The organism is Psychrobacter sp. H8-1, assembly GCF_904846575.1.
In the GTDB taxonomy this organism is placed as follows: domain Bacteria; phylum Pseudomonadota; class Gammaproteobacteria; order Pseudomonadales; family Moraxellaceae; genus Psychrobacter; species Psychrobacter fulvigenes.
Map to the genome: position 1 here is coordinate 639,263 of NZ_CAJHBG010000001.1, position 21,112 is coordinate 660,374.

A 21,112-nucleotide genomic window follows, 5' to 3' on the forward strand; every position below is an offset into this window, starting at 1 on the left:
CAGAGGCTGCGAAAACTTAATACCAGCAGCACGTGACATAGAGCGTGCCAGTTTTATTTAGCATTAACTATAGAACCTTATTCAGCTAATAAATTTATACAATCAATATAATTGCGACTTTATGTTGCGAGCTTAGTTACTTTACGCTATATTTATGCTCATTTTGAGTTTAAATAAACACTATCAGTAATCGTCCAAACTAGGGGTGGATATGACGTTTAAAGCACAGTCAACATCAGAGCCAAAAATAGATCAAGTATTACTCAAGCCACTGGTTGAGGTGGCATTGGCAGAAGACTTAGGTAGACGCGGTGATGTGACGTCGCAAGCGACTATTCCAGCTGAGATGCAGGCGCAATTACAGATTCGGGCACGGCAAGCAGGGGTGATATGCGGTATAGACTTAGCGCGCTTAGCTTTTGAGTTAATTGATGCGCAAATTGAGTTTGTGGCACAAGTGGCTGATGGAGAATCTGTCGCGTCGGGTAGTGTACTGGCGACAGTGCGGGGCAATGCCCGTCATCTGCTTACTGCTGAGCGTACAGCACTGAACTTTATGACTCATCTCAGTGGCATCGCGACCGCCACCAGACAGATCGTCGATAGTGTTGCAGAGTATCCAGCGCAGATTACTTGTACACGCAAGACCATTCCAGGACTACGTACAGTACAGAAGTATGCGGTACGCTGCGGTGGTGGACGTAATCATCGTCTGGGACTCGACGATGCGATTTTGATAAAAGACAATCACATTGCGATTGCGGGTGATATCACCACTGCTATTCAACAAGCGCAAGATTTTGCAGGTCATCTGATGCCAATTGAAGTCGAGGTCGATACCTTAGCGCAATTGGAGCTGGCTTTGGATGCGGGCGCAAACTTAGTATTATTGGATAATATGGCACCCAAGCTGCTACGACAAGCGGTCATCATGTGCCAAGGACGTGCAAAGACGGAAGCTTCTGGCGGAATCACGCCTGAAAGCGTGCGAGCGGTGGCAGAAACAGGCGTTGATTTTATCGCCATGGGTTATCTGACGCACAGCACCACCGCGCTCGATATTGGCCTTGATTTTAGTGCTTAGCCTTGCAGAGGTTTGCATCAAGATAATTTATATATGGTAGCGTCTTAAGAGGACTAAATAGTGTTTTGTTGACTGGTGTTTTTATAAGATAAAATCAATCGAAGTTAATGATTTTATTAGCATATCTGCCTATGCTACAATGCCGCTATTAAACGCCTACTGGGTCATTGTTGCACGCGCACGATGACCTTATTTTTTGCTTTATTTTTACCGATGAATAAGCGAGTGCTCAGTGGATACTGAAATCATTAAAATCATCTTGGCCTTTGTGGTATTGATCAATCCATTTAGTGCCTTGACGCTATTTTTAGACTTGACGCGCGGCTACTCGATGATTAATCGACGCAAAGTTGCCCGCGTTGCCTGTTTGACTATTTTTATTACGATCAGTTTTTTTACGGTAGTAGGCGAAGTACTGCTAAAGGCACTTGGTATCTCTATAGGCTCGTTCCAGCTGGCAGGTGGGATTTTAGTATTCTTAATTGCCCTTAATATGATGAATGGTGAGGGTAATCCAGCCAAGCCTGACCAAGAAAACTTCGATGTTGAATTCGATAGGTATGCCCCTCCAAGCACCGCTTCAGCGGTAGTACCACTGGCTATTCCTATGATGATTGGTCCTGGTGGTATCTCAACGGTCATTATCTACTCTTCGCAAGTCTCAGGTATATTGCGTGTCTCTGCGGTTATTATTGCAGGTTTATTGATCAGTCTTTTTTGTTACTTAGCGCTGATGGCAGCAGGACGTATCAGCCGTTTGCTTGGTGATACAGGTCTAAACATTATGAGCCGAATCATGGGTATGTTGTTGGCTGCTGTTTCTATTGAAATTATTGTTAGCGGCTTGCGTACTTTGTTTCCTGGTTTGGTATAGCCATTAAAAGCTTTATCGCTCTCTTTTTTACTATGTTCTCTTTTCCATCCATACACACACACTCCCTCTGAATCAATGGCAGGCAATAAAACTAAAAGGCCTGTCGTTTCTAAATATTAAGCTTCTCAAATCATCACTACTCAGCGCCACATTAAAATAGACTTAGCAACTATCTTTGCAGCGTCTAATCGCCTATAGATAACCAAGAACCACCGCGTTTAAAAGTCATTAATAAAATTATGTTATAATGGGCTTCCATTAATTTTAGCAGGAGTTAATCTTGAGTAAGAAAAGAATTGCTATTTTAGGTGCAGGTCCAAGTGGTCTGGCGCAATTACGTGCTTTTGAAGCAGCTCGTTTAGCCGGTGCTAAAGACTTACCGGAAATAGTTTGTTATGAAAAACAAAATGCTATCGGTGGTATGTGGAACTATAGCTGGCGCACAGGTCTAGATAGAAATGGTGAGCCTGTCCACGGTAGTATGTATCGTTATTTATGGTCAAATGGCCCTAAAGAATGTTTAGAGTTCGCAGATTATTCGTTCGACGAACATTTTGGTGAACCTATCCCATCATACCCACCACGTGAAGTCCTAAAAGACTACATCATGGGTCGTATCGATAAGCAAGATATTCAAAAATACATCCGCTTTGAGTGCCCAGTACGTTGGGTATCATTTGATGATGAAACGCAAAAATTCACCGTTACGGTGATGAATCATAAAAGCGGTGAGCAAGAAGTTGAAGAGTTTGATTATGTCGTGGTTGCGACAGGCCATTTCTCCACGCCAAACATGCCATACTTTGAAGGTTTGGAAGCGTTCCCAGGTCGTATTCTACATGCTCATGACTTCCGTGATGCACTAGAGTTTAAAGACGAAGATATCTTACTTATCGGTAGCAGTTATTCTGCCGAAGACATAGGCACGCAGTGCTACAAGTACGGTACCAAATCAGTGACGATCAGCTATCGCACACAAGCGCTTGGCTACGACTGGCCTGATGGTATTAAAGAAGTACCACTAGTGACTCACTTTGAAGATGATGTGGCACACTTTGCTGATGGAACTAGCCAAAGCTTTGATGCCATCATTATGTGTACGGGTTACTTGTTCCATTTCCCATTCATGCCTGATGAGCTACGCTTGCAGACGCACAACTGCTTGTATCCAGCCAACTTGTATAAAGGTATTTTCTGGCAGCCTAATCCAAAACTGATTTATTTGGGCATGCAAGATCAGTACTTCACCTTTAATATGTTTGATGCGCAAGCATGGTATGCCCGCGATGTAATCATGGGTGATATTGAATTGCCAGATCTAGCCACTCGTGAAAAAGACGAGCAAGAATGGTTGGCAACCTATGCTAAGTGCGTCACAGTCAGCGATTCAATTGATTTTCAAGCTGCTTATATCCGTGATTTAACGAATGCAACGGATTATCCAGAGTTCGCGGTAGAAGAGCAGGGCGAGATCTTGAAAGAATGGCAAAAAGACAAAGCCGAGAACATCATGACCTTTAGAGAAAAGGCCTATCGTTCTACTTTGACTGGGACCTTATCTCCTGAGTTACCAGAGCCGTGGCTAGATATTCTTGATGACTCGCTAGAGCACTTCTTAAACTTAACCTTCGTTAAACCTAAGAAGCGCAAAAAAGCATCATAAACCGAAACAAGCTGTTTCATAGTTGCCTTCACTAATAGTAAAATGATGAGTAGCAACATTAATAGCAGTATTAGAGGCAACAACACAGACTATCTAAACCAAACATACTCAATGAGTGTGTTTGGTTTTTTTGTTTCTGCTTCTGTTTTGTTTAGCTTTAGCTTTGGTACAATTTAACTTTGATATAAGTGCCAAGCCAAATAAAACATCAAAATACCTATCAGTGCATCAAGTATGTTCCAAGCTTTAGGCTTTGCAAATAATGGTTTTAATAGCCTTGCGCCATAGCCAAGTGCAAAGAAGAAAAAGAATGAAGCGCTCACCGCACCAGTTGCGAATGCCAGTTTGCTGCTTGCTCCTGTTGAAACCATCCCCACTAGCACCAATGTATCTAGATAGACGTGAGGATTGAGCCAAGTAAAGCCAAAACACAATAATAGTGCTTTTTTTAAGCTAGTTACAGTTTGTCCATCAACAGTCAGAGCATGAGATAAACGCACACTAGCATATAGGCTTTGTAATCCATAGCCGAGTAAAAATACTATGCCCGCGAACTTAGCAACATTGATAACTTGTGGGTATTGAGCGGTCACTGCACCAAAACCAGCGACGCCAGCAGAGATCAAGAACGCATCGCTGAGCGCACAGAACAGACAAATAAAGAATATATGTTCGCGTCTCAGACCTTGTTTGAGCACAAATGCGTTTTGTGAACCAATTGCGATGATGAGAGACAGCCCAAGCAAGAAGCCAGAAATATAATCGGGAGCATTCATAATATTGTGCTTACAGTGTTGTAGAGAGAGTGTGGTGACATTTTGCTTACTGGCAGACAGATAAAAAGCTGTTAAGATACGCTATTGAATGAATGTACGCAATACCAGCACGATACCGAAAGCAACGGATGAGGAGTAGAGTAGGTCATGGTCGTAAGTTTGACAAGAATGCTACAGTCATTTGGGCAAGCTCATGATGATCTGCCAACGCAAGCTGCAAAGAGCGCTCAGCAAGCGGCTGTCAGCTGCGACACAGAAGGTGCTGATAACAGTAATTCCGATAACAGCGATTCCAACAGCAATTTGGAGAGTCATAAAGGTTCTGTACTGACACCTCCTGCGCGTGCTGATCGTATCTGTGACGCCTTGGCGCGGGTTAATGATATACACTCACCAACGCCGCTGACTGATCGATATCTATCCAATCGCGCGCAGTTGCGCCCGACCAATCGCCCTCCTTTTGACCCTGATACTTTATGGTATCTCAAACATGGACGCTGTCCGATTATGACTGAACTTGTTGATGTGGTTGACGAGGCCACCCTAAATGCCATGCCCATCGAAGCGGTGGCTATTCTTGACCGAATTAATGGCAAACTGAAACGCTACCGTGACTGGAGCGGTGAGCTAAACGAGCAGCAGCAACAACAGCACAATGAGCGCCAGTTTGTCATTGATAAGCTGGTGTCAGAGAGCATTCCAGAAGCGCTACATCATTACGAGCAGCTACAGCGCTTTAGTCCGCATCGCACTAAGAACAACATGGCACAAGGCAGTATGACTGCAGGCGATATGCTTACCGATCTGTTTTTGGAGATTGATTATGAATTGGACGAATTGCTCGATGAATTACATCAAACGGTCATGAACAAACTTGCTTCAACACATCGTTATGTTAAGAGCCGTACCAAAAGCTAGTTTCTGCTCTAAATCATTGTGATTAAATACAGACGGCTCAATACATAACAATATAAGGCTTTCATAGAGCCTTATTTTTTTGTTTAATATTAAGGTCTGTTGAACAATCAATAATAATAATAAATCTATCAAACATGAGGATGAGATAATGACCCAAGCAACGGCTATGTTAGTGATGTTTATTTTATATGGGGTACTACCAGCAGCAGGGTTATATCTGGGCTATCGTGGTGTCAAAAAACTCACTGCACCCAAAATGCTTGCCTATGAAGCCATGCCGCAACTGGGTTATATTCCTGAAAAAAGCTTACCTGCTGAAGTCAAAACAGCGCTTACTCAGATTAACCAAAAAGGCGAAAAGTTACGAGTAATTTATGGTGATACCAATAATGATGGCAAGATAGACGATACTGATACCGTCAGTGAAACCTATCTCATGATTCAAAACTTGATGGATAAGCATATTCCACAAGCAGTGGCTGACTATCGTCGTCTGCATGATTTAGATGGTGCACGTGCCGACAATACCAAAATTAAACACTCCGATGTCACTGGTAAAGAAGCTTTGCTTGAGGTACTTAGAACCATTAATACCCAGTTCGATGATTTACTGGATGCTTCTTATCATCAAGACGGCCAAAAACTGCTGGTTACCAAACGATATTTGCAGCAGCGCTTTGATAACCCTGCATCTGAGGTGCAAATACTAGAGACCACACGTATTGATACCAGTGATAGACCAATGGCTGATGAAAACAAGACTTAGAGATGGATAGTGGATAAGGAATAACTGGATATGAGTATCATACTGGGTGTTGGAGTAGCGGCTACCACCATTACCGCCATTTATTTAGGCAGAAAGGGCTGGCATGCTTTCCATAAAGCGGTTGGCATTACCCCAGGTGTGCTCATCTATCAAGATTCTAGTGCGCCATTAGCTTTGTCTAAATTGAGCTGGCAGCAGCTGAGTTTACATAAGAGTTATCTTAAGGTGTTAACAGACAGGCAGCTGCGCCAATTACAGAGCATTGATGAAAAGGTAGCAATTTACCAAAATTATCAGCAGAATTTAAAACAACAAAATAAAACCCCAATTATCAGTGAAGAGCATTTTATTCTACATAAGCTTATTTATACGCGCTTGCCTGAAATACTGGATAGCCATTATCGTTTAATGAGTACAGGCACAGGCACAAACCAGCAAACGACTTATAACGACAACCAAATCGAGGCTGCTGAGGTGTTGCAACAAGCATTGGATAGTATTGAGGGACGTTTAGATGGTTTTATCAGGCAAATAGACACTCAAAACTTGCAAGATTTACGTGTTATGAAGCGTTATATAGACAGTCAGTCATGATAAAAGTAGATTAAATTACTATCAACGGTTCAAAATATGAATCAAAAAAGCTGCCAGTGAATTCACTGGCAGCTTTTTTAATACAAATATGAAACGGATAGCAATTTTAGAATAAGTGCATTTTAACGCTTATTGTTGCGATCACGAGTATTGCGTGAACCACGACTGGCTGGGCTTGCGCTACTCTTAGGCTTGGTACTATTACTACGACTATCCGTACGACGCGCTTTTAGTGGCTTGTTTTTGATGCGCTCTTGCTTTTCTTTGGCGGCACCATGTAAACCAGTACCATGACGTGGACGCAGACTGACCAAATCAGTTAGGGTATTGATGTCTTTTTTGTCCAGCTCCAAGAAACGACCAGTACGCAGTTCTTTCGGTAGTGCAATACTGCCATAACGCGTACGTAGTAGACGGCTTACCTTAAGGCCTTGCGACTCAAATAAGCGGCGCACTTCACGATTACGACCTTCTTTGAGTTTGACGTGATACCATTTATTGACGCCTTCGCCGCCGCCGTCTTTTATATCTTCAAACTGTGCCATACCATCTTCTAGCATGACGCCCGCAGTCAGATTGCGAGCGATATCAGAAGTCACTTCACCCAGCACACGTACAGCATACTCACGAGTAATCTCATTGGACGGATGCATCAAGCGATGTGCCATTTCACCATCATTGGTAAATAATAATAGTCCAGAGGAGTTGATGTCCAAACGCCCCACCATCACCCAGCGGTCATGCGTCAGCTTTGGCAAGCGTTCAAACACGGTTGGACGACCTTCAGGATCATTAGCAGAGCAGATCTCACCTTCAGGCTTATAGTAAGCCAATACTCGGCGGCGCTTCTCGTTTTCCGCAGTATATTTAATCAAGCGACCATCGACGCGAATCTCATCGCCTTGGCTCACGCGATCACCAATCGTAGCAGGGCCACTATTGACTGAGACACGGCCAGACTTAATGACTTCTTCCATCTGACGGCGTGAGCCTAAACCCATACGGGCAAGGGCTTTTTGTAGTTTTTCATCTTTCATAAGGATTACCTTGAATCGGTTGGTTTACATTTCGCAATGTAAGAAATTTGGACTGTATATTCTACGCTATTTTGCGATGTTTAGCGCGAAAATCAGCACTTTTTCTTCTACGTAATAACACTAGAGTTACATTGTGATTGATTATCTCAACAAGAAAACAAAAGTCCATCCATTTTTTCGAATAACAATGAGAAACTTCATGTTGCATATCATTGCTAATTAGCTAATACAGAGTTTTGAGTTTAATAAAGTAGAGATATAGCCAGTTTTTTTGTATCCAAAAGTTTGATTATGTTTCGCTAATATATACGTTAAAAAGAAGGTTTTTTATTTTTTTATATCATTTTATACCGTTTAAACTTAAATAAGCACCATTTACCCTATAAAAATACTCTAAACTACCTGTCTTTTGTTTGCTTTTGTTTTAATAAAATAGATAGGTGGACTGGCAAGCTCTTGTTTATAAAGATATTATGTAGAGGTTAGTTTTTACTGTCTGCAAAAGTTCTTAATATTGCGGTACGTTTGTTTTGCGTGTATATTTGGTGAGTATTAATTCGCTTTTATGAATGTAGGGTATACTAACCTGCTTTTTTGAACGTTAACTTGAGAGACTATTATGGTCTATAGATATTTTTTTTCTACATATAAGTCCGCTAGGTTATTGAGCGTTTCATGCTTGTTATCTATAGGATTACTCTCTGGCTGTGCCATTAACTCTGGATTTCAGACGGGAAGTTTACCTCCCACTGGGTATTTTACGGCAGACAACGGCTTAGAGTTTAATATTCAATCTTTGAGCTTAGCTACTCTGCCGCCGCCACAAGTTGTCAGACCTGATAATGACATATATCAACTCATTCAAAATTCTTATAAGTCTGAATACCGTATTTCTCAAGGCGATATTTTGGGTATCAATCTTGTTGGTTATCCAGAAATAACCCCTCCAACTGGAAATGAGAACAACCCATATGATTCAGGATTTCCTGTTGATCAACAAGGATTTGTTCAGTTTCCATTGATTGGACGTATTAAAGCTAGCGGTTTGAGTGTGCCGCAGTTTACAGCCAATCTGCGTGGACAATTGCAACGCTATCTAAAACATTCTGACCCTCAAGTCAAAGTAATAAACTATCTTGGTAACAAGTTTTTTATCGATGGTGAGGTCAGACAGCCTGGTGAATTTGCTATTACAGACGCACCAGTTTCACTATATAGCGCTATCTCTATGGCGGGTGGTGCGACGGCTGTTGGTGATTCAAACAATATAGTGTTGAATCGAGATGGGAGGAGTTACTCCATAGGACTGCAGTCATTGCAAAAGGCTGGTAGGTCAGCTAGCCAAATCTACTTACAGGATGGTGATTCCATTCATGTCAATAGCTTAAGCCGAAAACAAGTTTATGTATTGGGCGAGCTTGGCAGAATTGCTCCGGTACCGATACCAGAGCAAGGACTTAATTTAGCTCATGTACTAGGGCAGTCAGGTGGATTAGACGCTACTACAGCTAATGCAGCTAAAATCTATATTGTAAGAGACAATCCGCAGTCTGTGCTGACAAATATTTATTATATTGATATGCAGACAGTGACGAATTTTGCTCTAGCCAATCGCTTTGAGATGCATCCTAACGACATTGTTTATGTCGATGCCACTGGACTGGCTCGTTGGAATCGTATTATTAGTCTGTTATTGCCGTCCACCTCTACAATCAGTTTGTTATCAGATTTATAGGTTATTAAATTATTCGTTGATATCTTAGTGACACGTATTTTTAGGATTACTGTAGCTCTATTTTTATTCTCGTGATGACTCATCAATATCTACATAGTTTGATATTAGTTACGAGCTACAGTAAAGCTTTATGGATAAGATGAATATCAGTCTGAATGTTACGTGTGAAGAAATGAATAAGACTATAGGGTATATAGAAAAAGCAATAGTTATTAGTTTGGTAGATATGGTCTTAATACCAAAGTAATTACTCAATCTTAAAGGCAGACAAAAAGATACAATCAAAGTCCTTTATCAATAAGTTGATAAGCTAAGTAGCGGGTATTTATGAGCAAATATAAAGACATACAGAATACATCAGAATCTATGGCTCCTAAAAGTGGTGATGACATAGATTTGGTAGCTTTAATGCTAATGTTATTACGCGGTTGGAAAGTTATCCTTTTATTGGCTGCACTGGGTTTATTGCTCGGTATTTTATACAGTCGATATGTTTCTCCAACATTTGAAGCAGATGCTATTATTCAAATTGAAGAGGAAAGCTCTCAAGGTGTATCGGCACTTAGCACTACCTCTCAGCAAGTAGGAGCTATAGATCAAGTTTTGACCAAAGCTCAAGCTGAAGCAGAGTTGATAAAATCACGTATGGTGTTAGAGCCTGTAGTCGACTTGCTACATTTAAATATTCAGCTATCTGATCCTTTAGTTAGTCACTTAGATAAGCTACAGAAAGACCGAATTCACTCGCAAATCAATATGGTAGACAGCGTTTCGCTAAAAACTGAGAGTGGGTTAGCGCAAGTTGTTAGTTTTGATGTTCCTGAAGCTTACCTAAACAAACAATTTAAACTTCTTAGAACAAGCTCAGGATTTGAGCTTAGCAATGATGATATGAGCTTTAAAGGTTGGATAAACCGACCTAACACCTTTGTAACTCCAGATGGTGAGATTCAAATCATGGTAAGTGACTTGCCAGATGAGAATCATCCTATTGAAATAACAAGGCAAGCGCTCAAAACAACAACAGATAACTTAAATAGAGCTTTATCAGTCGAAGAGGTTGGTAGGTCAACAGGTGTGATTAGGGTCTCTTTAAAAGGAGCTGATCAAGATCAAGTTAGCTTGATCTTGAAAGAAGTTGTTTTGTCTTACTTAGATCAAAATCAGTCTCGCGGTTCTGAAGAAATAACAAAAACCCTGCAGTTTATGGAAACGCAAATCCCTGTACTAAAGAAGCAGCTTGAAACCTCTGAGGCAGCATACAATAAGTTTCGTGAACAATCTGGCACTATCGATGTTAATCAAAGCTGAATTATTAGTAACAGAAAACTATCAGATAGATGCTCAGCTTAATGAGCTAAAACTCAAAAAAAGCAGAGCTTACTACTTATTATACTGAAGAGCACCCGCTAGTTATTCAGATTAATGACCAACTTAGAGCTTTGAATGCTAGAAAAAATGAGATAACTCGGAGCGTTGAGCGGTTACCCGAAGTGCAAAGAGAGTTTTTGAAATTGGCAGAAGATGCCAATATTAATAAAGAGATATATCTGACTTTACTCAAGAACTATGAACAATTAAAAATTGTTGAAGCTGGTCAAATTGGTTTCGCGCGAATCATCGATTTTCCTAGTAATACTTATAAACCTATTGCTCCAAGAAAGTTGGTGATATGGCTACTGGGTATAATACTTGGAGGGGGTTTAGGAGCGATGATAGTGTTGCTCAGAAACCTAATGAGAGATGTTGTTAGAGATCCTAGGGATATTGAAGCAAAAATGGGGGTTCCTGTCATTGCAACGATCCCAAGATCAAGATCTTCAAAAGGACTGAGCAATGGTAAGGCTAATACTAATCCTTTGTTGTCATATTCAAATAACAGCAGTTTAAGTTATGAAGCCATCAAGGGTCTTAGAACATTCTTAATGTCAGGACTTTCTCAGGGCGCTGTTAATCAGCGTGGCAAAGTGATTGTACTGACAGCAGAGAGTCCAGAAGTTGGTAAGTCTTTCATTTGTGCCAACTTGGCAGAAGTTTTTTCACAGTTAGATAAGAAGGTTCTTGTTATTGATGCTGATATGCATTTAGGAAGCTTGCATAAGACTTTTAATGTAGAGCAGCCTGCAGGCCTTGCTGATTATTTTTCACCAACCAATCCGAAAATAGCCAGCATTACGCACCCTACTAGCATAGACAATCTTGATTTGATTCCTCGTGGGCAACAAACAGCCAATCCGTCTTCGCTACTTGCCAGTGATAGGTTTGGCGAATTGATGAAGGAGCTGACTGAACACTATGACTATATTATCGTTAATACGCCTCCTGTATTAGCGGCTACAGATGCTGTAGTTCTGTCACAGCATGCAGATCAGGTGTTGATGGTAACCAAGCATAACGACTCACTAGAAGGGCAATTAGCATACGCCATTAAACAAATGAATAAAGCGAAGATTGAAGTCGATGGTATTGTACTAAATGATGTTCAGCAAGGAATGCTTGACAAGAATAACTATAACTATGCCTATTCATATGGCCATAGTAAGTAGTAATAACTTTATAAGTTGAATTTTATGTCTATGAAGCAAAAGCCTAAGAGCACCTATTCTGTAACTAGCAACGCTGATGACAGTTGGTATCGAGACCATCCCAGATTCTGTGTAACTGCCATTTAGATTAAATGCTTACTGATACGGTCATCAAACATAATCATAAAACGATTCAGAGCAGACGTCCAGTTACGGATTGGCATCGACCACTTTTTAGACGCCTGCTGGGTGGCTAAGTACACCACTTTGAATGCTGCCTGATCAGATGGGAACACCTTACGCTTATTCACTGCCGTCCGAATCACACTGTTTAGCGACTCTATCGCATTGGTGGTATAAATCACTTTTCTGATGTCTTTAGGGTAGCCAAAGAACACCGTTAGGCCCTCCCAGTTATTGCGCCAAGACTTAACCACGTGCGGGTAATCCTTACCCCAAGTCTCATCAAAGTGCTCAAGATTGGCCTCTGCTATCTCAAGCGTATCCGCACCGTAGATGGCTTTTAAATCAGCCGCTACGGCCTTTTTATCCGTCCACGGTACGAACTTCATTGAGTAACGCACCATGTGTACGATACACAGCTGAACCTGTGCCTTTGGATAGACGGTGTTAATGGCATCAGGAAGCCCTTTAAGCCGTCGACACAGGCAATGAGGATATCTTGTACCCCGCGGTTTTGTAGCTCAGTGAGTACGCCCAGCCAGAACTTAGCGCCTTCATTCTCTGAGAGCCACATGCCAAGCAGCTCTTTTTTACCGTTAAGAGCAACACCTAGGGCTAAGTAAATGGCTTTGTTGATGATCTGCTTGTCTTGACGTACTTTGACGACGATGCAGTCTAAATAGACGATAGGATAAACACTGCTCAGTGGCCGGTTCTGCCAAGCGGTGATGTCGTCTAAGATATTATCGGTGACTCTTGAAACTAAGCTACTGGAGATATCGACATCGTAGAGCTCTTTAATGCTCTCTACGATCTCAGTGGTGGTTTGACCCTTGGCGTAAAGGAAGATGATCTTGTCATCAAGGCCACTAATACGGGTTTGATGCTTACTAACGAGTACAGGCTCAAAGCTGCTATCACGGTCTCTTGGGGTAGAGATTTCAAGCTCGCCTGTGTCACTGCGGACGGTCTTTTTAGTGTGCCCGTTACGCTTATTAGGTTTATCCGCCTTTTCATGCTTGGGATAGCCGAGATGGTCTTCCATCTCAGCTTCAAGGGCAGTGTCGATAAAGGATTGCATGAGCTGCTTTTGGAAGTCTTTGATGTCATCAAAGCTGTTCATGCTACCAGCCATTTGCTCGGCCAGTTTTTTAATGTCAGATTGAGTAGTCATTGCTTATTCTCCTGTTAGGGGATTATAAGCAGTTACACAGTTTTTAGGAAAGGCTCTTGGTATCAGCGTAACGCTAGACGTTTGCTATCTCTACCACGAGGAGTTAAACGTAGTATCCTAATTAGTGCAGACTTCTTGATGTCAGTAGTGTGTTTGTTTTTTGCATTATCCTTAAGATACGGCTATATCGATAACCACATCAGCTTATTTGCTCTATGTATTTTTGCCTTACCTCCTGTAATTGGCCTGTACTATATTGGGTTTTATAAGGGGCTATCAAGAATATTTTCCGACACAGCAATGCGTAAAGTTTTGCAGATGTTTGTTGTACTCATTATTGTTTATGAAATTATTTACTCATTCGATTCCTTAGCGTATATCCCACGTTCAGTCCCTATTCTATACTTGTTTTTCTTTTATATATGGTTATGGGGTATTCGCTTAAGTATTAGAGAGATATTAGAGCTCAGCAAAGGTAACTATAGAAACCGTCATGGAAATATTCGTGAAAACGTCATTATCTACGGTGTAGGTGCAGCTGGTAGAGAGTTGTTTGAAGGTCTAGAGCGCTCTGACAAATACCGTGTCGTGGCTTTTATCGATGATAATCTAGAAGTTGCAGGTGGTTACTTATTTGGCAAAAAAATATATGCAGCTAATGAAGTCTTAGGACTTATAAATAAGAGAAACATTTCACAGATATTTCTGGCAATACCTTCTGCCAGTCGTGACCGTCGTCGACAGATAATCAATGATTTTTCAGAAGTTCCTGTAAAAATCAAGCAGCTACCAAGCTTGCATGAGATCGCTGACGGAAAAGTTACAGTGAGTAACATGCGTCGAGTCAACATTCTCGACGTATTAGATCGTCAAACTGTTGAACCAGATGATATTTTGTTAAGTAAGAATATCACAGGTAAAAACATCCTTGTTACTGGCGCTGGTGGATCTATTGGAAGTGAGCTGTGTCGTCAGATCATTAAAAATAAGCCTCAGTGTTTGATACTTTATGAGCTTTCTGAATATGCTCTGTATGCCATTCATCAAGAGTTAACGATACAACAAACAAATAACCCGGCTTATGAAGACATTAAGATTGTAGCGATGATCGGTAATGTCACTAATGAAGATAAGCTGCTGAAAGTATTCGAAGAATATCGCGTGAACACGGTATATCATGCAGCCGCTTATAAACATGTGCCTATCGTAGAAAGTAATCCATTTGAGGGTGTTATTAATAATTCTAAAGGCACTTATCACTGTGCTTATGCAGCCATGCAGGCTGAGGTAGAGACATTTGTACTCGTCTCTACTGATAAAGCAGTTAGACCTACAAATGTAATGGGAGCTTCCAAACGTTTAGCTGAGCTGGTATGTCAAGGGCTCAGCCAAATGAACAGTAAGACTTGTTTCAGTATGGTGCGTTTCGGTAATGTGTTGGGTTCGTCTGGTTCTGTTATTCCCTTGTTTACTAAGCAAATCGAGAAAGGTGGCCCTATCACTGTTACTCACCCAGAGGTAACACGTTATTTTATGACCATCCCTGAAGCAGCAAGTCTAGTTATTCAAGCTGGCGCAATGGCGAAAGGTGGTGAAGTGTTTGTGCTTGATATGGGTGAGTCAGTCTAGATTGTAGATTTAGCCAAACGTATGATTTTTCTAACAGGGTATAAGCTAAAAGACAAAACCAATCCTGAAGGTGATATTGAAATTATTTTTACTGGGCTTAGACCAGGTGAAAAGCTTTACGAAGAGCTTATCATTGGTGATGGTAATGTTGAGACCACCTATCATCCTTTGATTAGACAAGCAATCGAAGATAGTTTTCCATTAATGGATATCGAAAATATGCTGTCGCAGCTGATACACAGAGCGCAGCCACATGATGTTGAATGGCTTAAGCAGGAACTTGCTTACTTTGTAGAGGGATATAACGCAGGTTCTATGACTACCTAAGTTCATTACCCGAAACAGATTTTTTAGCCAAAAAACCAAAGGTTCAATGGAATTGTTATGAGAATACTAATTACTGGTGGTGCAGGTTTTATCGGTTCTGCTGTGATTCGCCATATTATTAAACATACCGATGATGAAGTCTTAAATATCGACAAACTGACCTACGCTGGCAATTTAGAGTCACTTAAAGAAATCGAAGATAGCAGTAGGTATCAGTTTAAGAGGATCGATATTTGCGATGCAGAGGATTTAGAGTCAGCTATTGAGAGTTTTAAACCAAATCTAGTGATGCATTTGGCAGCAGAATCGCATGTGGACCGTTCTATTGATGGACCTGCAGAGTTTATTAACACAAATATCGTTGGTACTTATACATTGTTAGAAGTTGCGCGTAAGTATTGGCAAGGTTTGAATGCTGAGGAGAAATCTGCATTTAGATTTCATCATATTTCTACAGATGAAGTATATGGCGATTTGGCAGGAACGACAGGCTTATTTACAGAGTCCACACCTTATGCCCCTAGTTCCCCTTACTCCGCCTCTAAAGCAAGTTCTGATCATTTAGTGCGAGCATGGCATCGTACCTATGATTTTCCAGTTTTGATTACGAATTGTTCTAATAATTATGGGCCCTATCATTTTCCTGAAAAACTGATTCCTCTCGTTATTTTAAATGCATTAGATGGTAAGGAATTACCGATTTATGGTAAAGGAGATCAGATTCGTGACTGGCTGTATGTAGAAGATCATGCCCGTGCGCTATATAAAGTTGTCACCGAAGGAGTGATAGGTGAAACCTATAATATTGGTGGTCATAACGAAAAACAGAATATCGAAGTGGTCAGATCTATTTGTAAAATTTTAGATGACCTTAAGCCTCAAACAGATAATGTCTCTTATGAATCGTTAATTGCTTTTGTAAAAGACCGCCCAGGACATGACTTACGTTATGCGATTGACGCTAGCAAAATTGAAAGTGAGTTAGGGTGGACACCAGAAGAGACTTTTGAGACTGGTATTCGCAAAACAGTTAATTGGTATTTGAATAATTTAGAATGGTGCCGCCGAGTGCAGGATGGCAGCTATCAACGCGAAAGATTAGGAGTAAGTGAATAATGGACACTAAAGGTATTATTTTAGCAGGTGGTTCAGGGACGCGGTTATACCCAATCACTAAAGGCGTGTCTAAGCAAATGCTTCCTATCTATGATAAGCCTATGGTTTATTATCCTTTATCTGTGCTTATGCTAGCAGGTATTCGTGATGTGCTGATTATTAGCACGCCAGAAGACATAGAAGGCTTTCAACGTTTGCTTGGAGACGGTAGTGATTTCGGTATCAATCTCAGTTACGCCACTCAGCCAAGTCCAGATGGCTTGGCTCAAGCCTTTATTATTGGTGAAGAGTTCATTGGCGATAGTAATGTCTGCTTGGTCTTAGGTGACAATATTTTTTATGGGCTAGGGTTTACAACCATGTTGCGAAAAGCAGTTAATCGCGCAACAGGGGCAACGGTTTTTGGTTATCAAGTAAAAGATCCTGAGCGCTTTGGTGTGGTCGAGTTCAATGAAGATCTGCGAGCAGTTTCACTAGAAGAAAAGCCTAAAAAGCCTAAGTCTAATTTCGCAGTCACAGGACTATATTTTTATGACAATGATGTCATCGAAATTGCCAAGCAAGTCAAGCCATCAGAGCGGGGTGAAGTGGAAATCACTACAGTCAACCAGATGTATCTTGAACGTGGTGACTTAAATGTAGAACTCTTAGGTCGGGGGTTTGCCTGGTTAGATACGGGGACGCATGAAAGCTTGCTAGAAGCGGCACATTTTGTAGAAACGATTGAAAAACGACAAGGCTATAAAGTGGCGTGTTTAGAAGAAATTGCTCTTAATAATGGCTGGTTAAGCAAACAACAAGTACTAGAGATTGGCAATAGCATGAGTAAGAATGGCTATGGTCAGTATTTAATCTCATTGGCAGAGGGTGAGTTATGAACAAGCCCATTTATGTTACTCAGTCTGTGCTACCAGATCTCAAAGATTTCGTCCCTTATTTAGAACAAATTTGGGAGAATAAAATATTGACCAACGGTGGTCCACTGCATCAACAGCTAGAAAAAGAGCTATGTGAGTACCTTGGCGTTGATTATATTTCATTATTCAATAACGGTACGATCGCTCTGATTACAGCTCTACAAGCATTAGGTTTAAAAGAAGGGGAGGTTATCACTACTCCTTATACTTTCATTGCGACTGCTCATGCTATCGTTTGGAACAACCTGACCCCTGTTTTTGTAGATATTGATCCTGTCACATCAAATATTGATCCACAAGCAGTAGAAAAAGCCGTCACGGAAAATACTGTCGCTATTTTACCGGTACATTGCTATGGCATTCCATGCGAAGTAGATGCATTACAAACTATTGCAGATAAGCATAATCTGAAGCTTATCTATGATGCTGCGCATGCATTTGGTGCGAAATACAAAGGACAGAGCCTATTAAGTTATGGTGATTTAAGCATGGTTAGCTTTCATGCAACCAAAGTCTTCAATACCTTTGAAGGTGGTGCTATCGTTTGCCATAGTGCTGAAATGAAACATCATATCGACCAGCTAAAAAACTTCGGTATCGTTAATGAAACGACGGTGAATGATGTCTCAATGAACGGTAAGCTGAGTGAAGTACATGCTGCTTTAGGTTTACTGCAGTTAAAGACCATTGATCAAACCTTACAAGCTCGTCAAAAAGTTGATAGCCATTATCGTGAGCTGTTAGCGGATATAGAGGGTATAACTTGTATCCAGCGACTCAATTTAGATAAAGACAACTACTCATATTTTCCAGTCATAATATCCTCCTCTTTTTCTCTGAGCCGTGATGAGCTCTTTGAGAAATTGAAACAACATAATATTTATGCTCGCAAATATTTTTATCCTCTCATGACTGATTTTAATGTTTATAAGCAGTACCAGTCGGATACTCCAAATGCTAAGCAGCTGTCTGAACAAGTATTATGTTTGCCGATGTATCCAAACTTGAGCACTGATGATATTGATAATATTGTAAGAGTTATTAAAGGATGACTTTAAAATGACTAAACGAGTTCTTTTTTTGGGTGCAGCACACTCGCAAACTCCGCCAATAAAGTATGCCAAATCAAAGGGGTACTATGTTATTACCTGCGATTATTTACCAGATAATCCAGGTCATCAATTGGCCGATGAATCTCATGTTATCTCAACGACAGATAAAGATGCGGTTTTGGCACTTGCAAAAAGATTAAAAATAGATGGTGTGGTTGCTTATGCTTCTGATCCTGCTGCACCAACTGCCGCTTATGTAGCTGAAGAAATGAGACTGCCAGGCAACCCATATAGCTCTGTACTTACGTTAGCCCGTAAGGATTTATTCCGAGAATTTTTGAAAGAGCATGGTTTTAACGTACCTAAGTCCAATTCTTTTTACGAATTAGAGGAAGCAAGGCTATGGTTAGATAAAATAAATGTTCCAGCATTTATAAAGCCGGTTGACTCATCTGGTAGTAAAGGTGTCACAGAAATTAAGTCTAAAGATCAGTTAGAAAAAGCGTTCTCTTATGCGTTAAGTTTTTCACGAGAAAAAAAAGTTGTTGTAGAAGAAAAAATAGTTAAGCAAGGGTATCAAGTAGCAGGTGATGGATTTATATTAGAAGGTAAATTAGCTTTTTATTGTTGGGCAGATGAGCATTTTGATAAGCTCTGTAATGGCTTAGTACCTATTGGTCAAACTTTTCCAACTTCTCATAATGAGGTTTTACTACTACAAGCTTATAAAGAAACACAAAGACTTTTGGGTTTGTTAAATATGACTACGGGAGCATTGAACTTTGATTTCGTGTTTTCTGAAGAGGGAAAGTTTTATTTTCTTGAGTTAGGGCCACGTAATGGTGGATGCTTAATCCCAGAAGTAATCCGTTACGCTACAACTATTGATTTGATTAAAGCAACGGTCGATGCAGCATTAGGTTTGGACTGCAGTTATATAAAGCAAGTTCCTGTAACAGGTTTTTGGTCCAGCTATATGGTACATAGTATTGAAACAGGGCTATTTAAGAAACTAAATATCTCAGAAAGAGCTAAGAAAATGATTGTTGAACAGAATATGTACACTTCAGCAGGAGATCAAGTTAATAAATATAGTGGATCGAATGATACTCTTGGTATGATGATTTTGGAGTATCCTGATATGAGTACCATGTTAGATATGGTAGATAATATGGAAAACGATATTTATGTTGATGTTAAATAGCAAAATAATCAATTGAAATTGAAGTGGGTCCAAATGTAATTCGAGTAGTCTAAAAAATTATTAATTAGTATGAGTCAAAGTATAAACTCCTAACTTTGAAAGCGATTTTTTATCTATAATGATTTTTTATTTTCATAACTTATTTACTAAGTAACTATTAACAATTTGATCTACTACCAAGCGAACTATAAATTATTAGAGGTACCAGTTAAAAATGACTAAACGAATTCTTTTTTTAGGCGGAGCGCCAACTCAAACACCACCAATTAAATATGCTCTAGAACAGGGGTATTACGTAATCACTTGTGACTATCTACCCGAGAACCCAGGTCATAAGCTAGCTCATGAATACTACGATATTTCTACCACGGATAAGGATGCAGTATTAACATTAGCTCAAGAGTTAAAAATAGATGGAATTGTTGCTTATGCTTCTGATCCTGCAGCACCTACAGCAGCGTATGTTGCTGAAAAAATGGGTCTACCAGGCAATCCTTATGCTGCTGTAGAGGTACTCGCGCGCAAAGATTACTTTAGAACTTTTTTGGCAGATAATGGCTTTAATGTTCCGCGTTCAGAATCGTTTTATGAACTAGAAAAAGCACGTAACTGGTTGAATGAAATTGGAGTTCCCGCGTTTATAAAACCTATTGATTCTTCAGGTAGTAAAGGTGTCACTCGCATAGAAGAACATAAAGACTTTGACAGTGCTTTTGAGCACGCACTCTCTTTCTCTCGTGAAAAAAAAGTAGTGGCGGAACAAGTAATACCAAGGAGTGGATATCAAATAGACAGTGACATATTTATGAGTAATGGAAAAATAGCCTTCTGGCTATGGGGTGATCAGCATCAAGATACGCTCTGTCACCCTTATGCGCCTATCGCTATCAGTTTTCCTTCTGTTTTAGATAGTGAGTTACAACAAAAAGCAAAAAATCAAGTTGAGTCAGTTCTCACAAAACTCGGATTCCAAACTGGAGCATTTAACGTTGAGTTTGTCGTTGATACAAATGGTGAAGTCTGGATCATAGAAATTGGACCAAGAAATGGTGGTAATCTAATTCCACAAGTTATTAAATATGCTTCAGGTGTAGATACTATTGCTGCGACGGTAGATGAAGCTGTTGGTATCAAGTTCGATGAAAAAGATGACTATAGTTTGAATGGGTATTGGTCAAGCTACATAGTACATGCACGAGAAGATGGGCTATTTAAAGAGTTATGGCTGTCGGATAGAGTAAAACCGTATATTGTAGAACAGGATATTCATGTTAAACCTGGCGACAGCGTAAGTAAGTTTAGTGGTTCTCATGATACATTGGGTACTATGATTATCAAGTTCCCTTCTATGCAAAAAATGTTAAATATGTTGGATAATATGGAGAATGATATTCTCGTTCTTGTTGAGTAGAAACATAAATACTGAGATGTTTGTATTTATTGAGGATTTTTTACTTATTTTATGAATACTTGATCTTAACATCTGTTTTTTCTCATGTTATGAAATTATTGAGCATTTAACATAGATTATCAGTCTG

16 protein-coding genes and 2 pseudogenes are annotated in these 21,112 nt (G+C 40.3%); 15 read left to right on the plus strand and 3 right to left on the minus strand.

Features of this window, described 5'->3' with window-relative positions; all coding sequences use genetic code 11:
• The first annotated feature begins 211 nt into the window (after positions 1 to 211).
• The 3 genes from nadC to JMY01_RS02800 all read left to right on the plus strand — a co-directional run bounded on the left by nadC (position 212) and on the right by JMY01_RS02800 (position 3,621).
• Positions 212 to 1,084, plus strand: a complete 873-nt coding sequence (gene nadC / locus JMY01_RS02790; protein WP_201574127.1) for a carboxylating nicotinate-nucleotide diphosphorylase — start codon at positions 212 to 214, stop codon at positions 1,082 to 1,084.
• Between the two features lie 232 nt (positions 1,085 to 1,316).
• Positions 1,317 to 1,958 carry a MarC family protein gene (locus JMY01_RS02795; protein ID WP_201574128.1) on the plus strand — a complete coding sequence of 214 codons (642 nt, stop codon included), beginning with the start codon at positions 1,317 to 1,319 and terminating at the stop codon, positions 1,956 to 1,958.
• 280 nt (positions 1,959 to 2,238) lie between these two features.
• Entirely contained in the window at positions 2,239 to 3,621 is a 1,383-nt protein-coding gene (locus JMY01_RS02800; RefSeq protein ID WP_201574129.1) for an NAD(P)-binding domain-containing protein, read from the plus strand.
• A gap of 173 nt (positions 3,622 to 3,794) precedes the next feature.
• On the opposite strand, the gene JMY01_RS02805 is transcribed toward JMY01_RS02800, so the two are convergent.
• A complete protein-coding gene (locus JMY01_RS02805; RefSeq protein WP_201574130.1) occupies positions 3,795 to 4,397 on the minus strand; it encodes a LysE/ArgO family amino acid transporter in 603 nt (200 codons plus the stop codon).
• 147 nt (positions 4,398 to 4,544) lie between these two features.
• On the opposite strand from JMY01_RS02805, the gene JMY01_RS02810 reads away from it, so the two are divergent.
• From JMY01_RS02810 to JMY01_RS02820, 3 genes are all read left to right on the plus strand, one after another.
• Positions 4,545 to 5,315 (plus strand): hypothetical protein, encoded by a 771-nt coding sequence (locus tag JMY01_RS02810; RefSeq protein ID WP_227677635.1) that lies wholly within the window; start codon positions 4,545 to 4,547, stop codon positions 5,313 to 5,315.
• A 148-nt stretch (positions 5,316 to 5,463) separates the two neighbouring features.
• Positions 5,464 to 6,081, plus strand: a complete 618-nt coding sequence (locus JMY01_RS02815) for a hypothetical protein (RefSeq protein WP_201574131.1) — start codon at positions 5,464 to 5,466, stop codon at positions 6,079 to 6,081.
• A gap of 30 nt (positions 6,082 to 6,111) precedes the next feature.
• Positions 6,112 to 6,675, plus strand: coding sequence for a hypothetical protein (locus JMY01_RS02820; protein ID WP_201574132.1), 564 nt, complete (start codon positions 6,112 to 6,114; stop codon positions 6,673 to 6,675).
• A 122-nt stretch (positions 6,676 to 6,797) separates the two neighbouring features.
• Here JMY01_RS02820 and rluB read toward each other — a convergent pair whose 3' ends face one another.
• Positions 6,798 to 7,712: a 23S rRNA pseudouridine(2605) synthase RluB gene (gene rluB, locus JMY01_RS02825; RefSeq protein ID WP_201574133.1), complete on the minus strand. Its 915-nt coding sequence runs from the start codon at positions 7,710 to 7,712 to the stop codon at positions 6,798 to 6,800.
• Between the two features lie 679 nt (positions 7,713 to 8,391).
• Here rluB and JMY01_RS02830 point away from each other — a divergent pair.
• From JMY01_RS02830 to JMY01_RS14025, 3 genes are all read left to right on the plus strand, one after another.
• Positions 8,392 to 9,447, plus strand: coding sequence for a polysaccharide biosynthesis/export family protein (locus JMY01_RS02830; protein WP_227677636.1), 1,056 nt, complete (start codon positions 8,392 to 8,394; stop codon positions 9,445 to 9,447).
• Positions 9,448 to 9,774: 327 nt separating this feature from the next.
• Complete coding sequence (locus JMY01_RS14020; RefSeq protein ID WP_227677637.1) at positions 9,775 to 10,758, plus strand: Wzz/FepE/Etk N-terminal domain-containing protein; 984 nt, start codon at positions 9,775 to 9,777, stop codon at positions 10,756 to 10,758.
• Positions 10,759 to 10,955: 197 nt separating this feature from the next.
• Positions 10,956 to 11,993, plus strand: a complete 1,038-nt coding sequence (locus tag JMY01_RS14025; RefSeq protein WP_265089832.1) for a polysaccharide biosynthesis tyrosine autokinase — start codon at positions 10,956 to 10,958, stop codon at positions 11,991 to 11,993.
• Between the two features lie 122 nt (positions 11,994 to 12,115).
• Here the strand turns inward: JMY01_RS14025 and JMY01_RS02840 are convergent.
• Positions 12,116 to 13,329: pseudogene (locus JMY01_RS02840) on the minus strand (IS256 family transposase).
• Positions 13,330 to 13,482: 153 nt separating this feature from the next.
• Here JMY01_RS02840 and JMY01_RS02845 point away from each other — a divergent pair.
• The 6 genes and pseudogenes from JMY01_RS02845 to JMY01_RS02870 all read left to right on the plus strand — a co-directional run bounded on the left by JMY01_RS02845 (position 13,483) and on the right by JMY01_RS02870 (position 20,985).
• Positions 13,483 to 15,285: pseudogene (locus JMY01_RS02845) on the plus strand (polysaccharide biosynthesis protein).
• Between the two features lie 57 nt (positions 15,286 to 15,342).
• Positions 15,343 to 16,401 (plus strand): dTDP-glucose 4,6-dehydratase, encoded by a 1,059-nt coding sequence (gene rfbB, locus JMY01_RS02850; protein ID WP_201574135.1) that lies wholly within the window; start codon positions 15,343 to 15,345, stop codon positions 16,399 to 16,401.
• Positions 16,401 to 17,279, plus strand: a complete 879-nt coding sequence (gene rfbA / locus JMY01_RS02855) for a glucose-1-phosphate thymidylyltransferase RfbA (RefSeq protein ID WP_201574136.1) — start codon at positions 16,401 to 16,403, stop codon at positions 17,277 to 17,279. The genes rfbB and rfbA overlap by 1 nt, the downstream gene beginning before the upstream one ends.
• Positions 17,276 to 18,370, plus strand: a complete 1,095-nt coding sequence (locus tag JMY01_RS02860) for a DegT/DnrJ/EryC1/StrS aminotransferase family protein (RefSeq protein ID WP_201574137.1) — start codon at positions 17,276 to 17,278, stop codon at positions 18,368 to 18,370. The genes rfbA and JMY01_RS02860 overlap by 4 nt, the downstream gene beginning before the upstream one ends.
• Positions 18,371 to 18,377: 7 nt before the next feature.
• On the plus strand, positions 18,378 to 19,574 hold the full coding sequence (locus JMY01_RS02865) for an acetyl-CoA carboxylase biotin carboxylase subunit family protein (protein ID WP_201574138.1): 1,197 nt from the start codon (positions 18,378 to 18,380) through the stop codon (positions 19,572 to 19,574).
• 214 nt (positions 19,575 to 19,788) lie between these two features.
• Positions 19,789 to 20,985 (plus strand): ATP-grasp domain-containing protein, encoded by a 1,197-nt coding sequence (locus tag JMY01_RS02870; protein WP_201574139.1) that lies wholly within the window; start codon positions 19,789 to 19,791, stop codon positions 20,983 to 20,985.
• Positions 20,986 to 21,112: the final 127 nt, after the last annotated feature.

Bases quoted from the DNA above. Each gene is read 5' to 3' on its own strand.
- JMY01_RS02810 (WP_227677635.1), top strand. From the start codon at position 4,545: ATGGTCGTAAGTTTGACAAGAATGCTACAGTCATTTGGGCAAGCTCAT.
- JMY01_RS02805 (WP_201574130.1), bottom strand. From the start codon at position 4,397: ATGAATGCTCCCGATTATATTTCTGGCTTCTTGCTTGGGCTGTCTCTC.
- rfbA (WP_201574136.1), top strand. From the start codon at position 16,401: ATGGACACTAAAGGTATTATTTTAGCAGGTGGTTCAGGGACGCGGTTA.
- JMY01_RS02865 (WP_201574138.1), top strand. From the start codon at position 18,378: ATGACTAAACGAGTTCTTTTTTTGGGTGCAGCACACTCGCAAACTCCG.
- rluB (WP_201574133.1), bottom strand. From the start codon at position 7,712: ATGAAAGATGAAAAACTACAAAAAGCCCTTGCCCGTATGGGTTTAGGC.
- JMY01_RS14020 (WP_227677637.1), top strand. From the start codon at position 9,775: ATGAGCAAATATAAAGACATACAGAATACATCAGAATCTATGGCTCCT.
- JMY01_RS02820 (WP_201574132.1), top strand. From the start codon at position 6,112: ATGAGTATCATACTGGGTGTTGGAGTAGCGGCTACCACCATTACCGCC.
- JMY01_RS02815 (WP_201574131.1), top strand. From the start codon at position 5,464: ATGACCCAAGCAACGGCTATGTTAGTGATGTTTATTTTATATGGGGTA.
- JMY01_RS02870 (WP_201574139.1), top strand. From the start codon at position 19,789: ATGACTAAACGAATTCTTTTTTTAGGCGGAGCGCCAACTCAAACACCA.
- JMY01_RS02860 (WP_201574137.1), top strand. From the start codon at position 17,276: ATGAACAAGCCCATTTATGTTACTCAGTCTGTGCTACCAGATCTCAAA.
- nadC (WP_201574127.1), top strand. From the start codon at position 212: ATGACGTTTAAAGCACAGTCAACATCAGAGCCAAAAATAGATCAAGTA.
- rfbB (WP_201574135.1), top strand. From the start codon at position 15,343: ATGAGAATACTAATTACTGGTGGTGCAGGTTTTATCGGTTCTGCTGTG.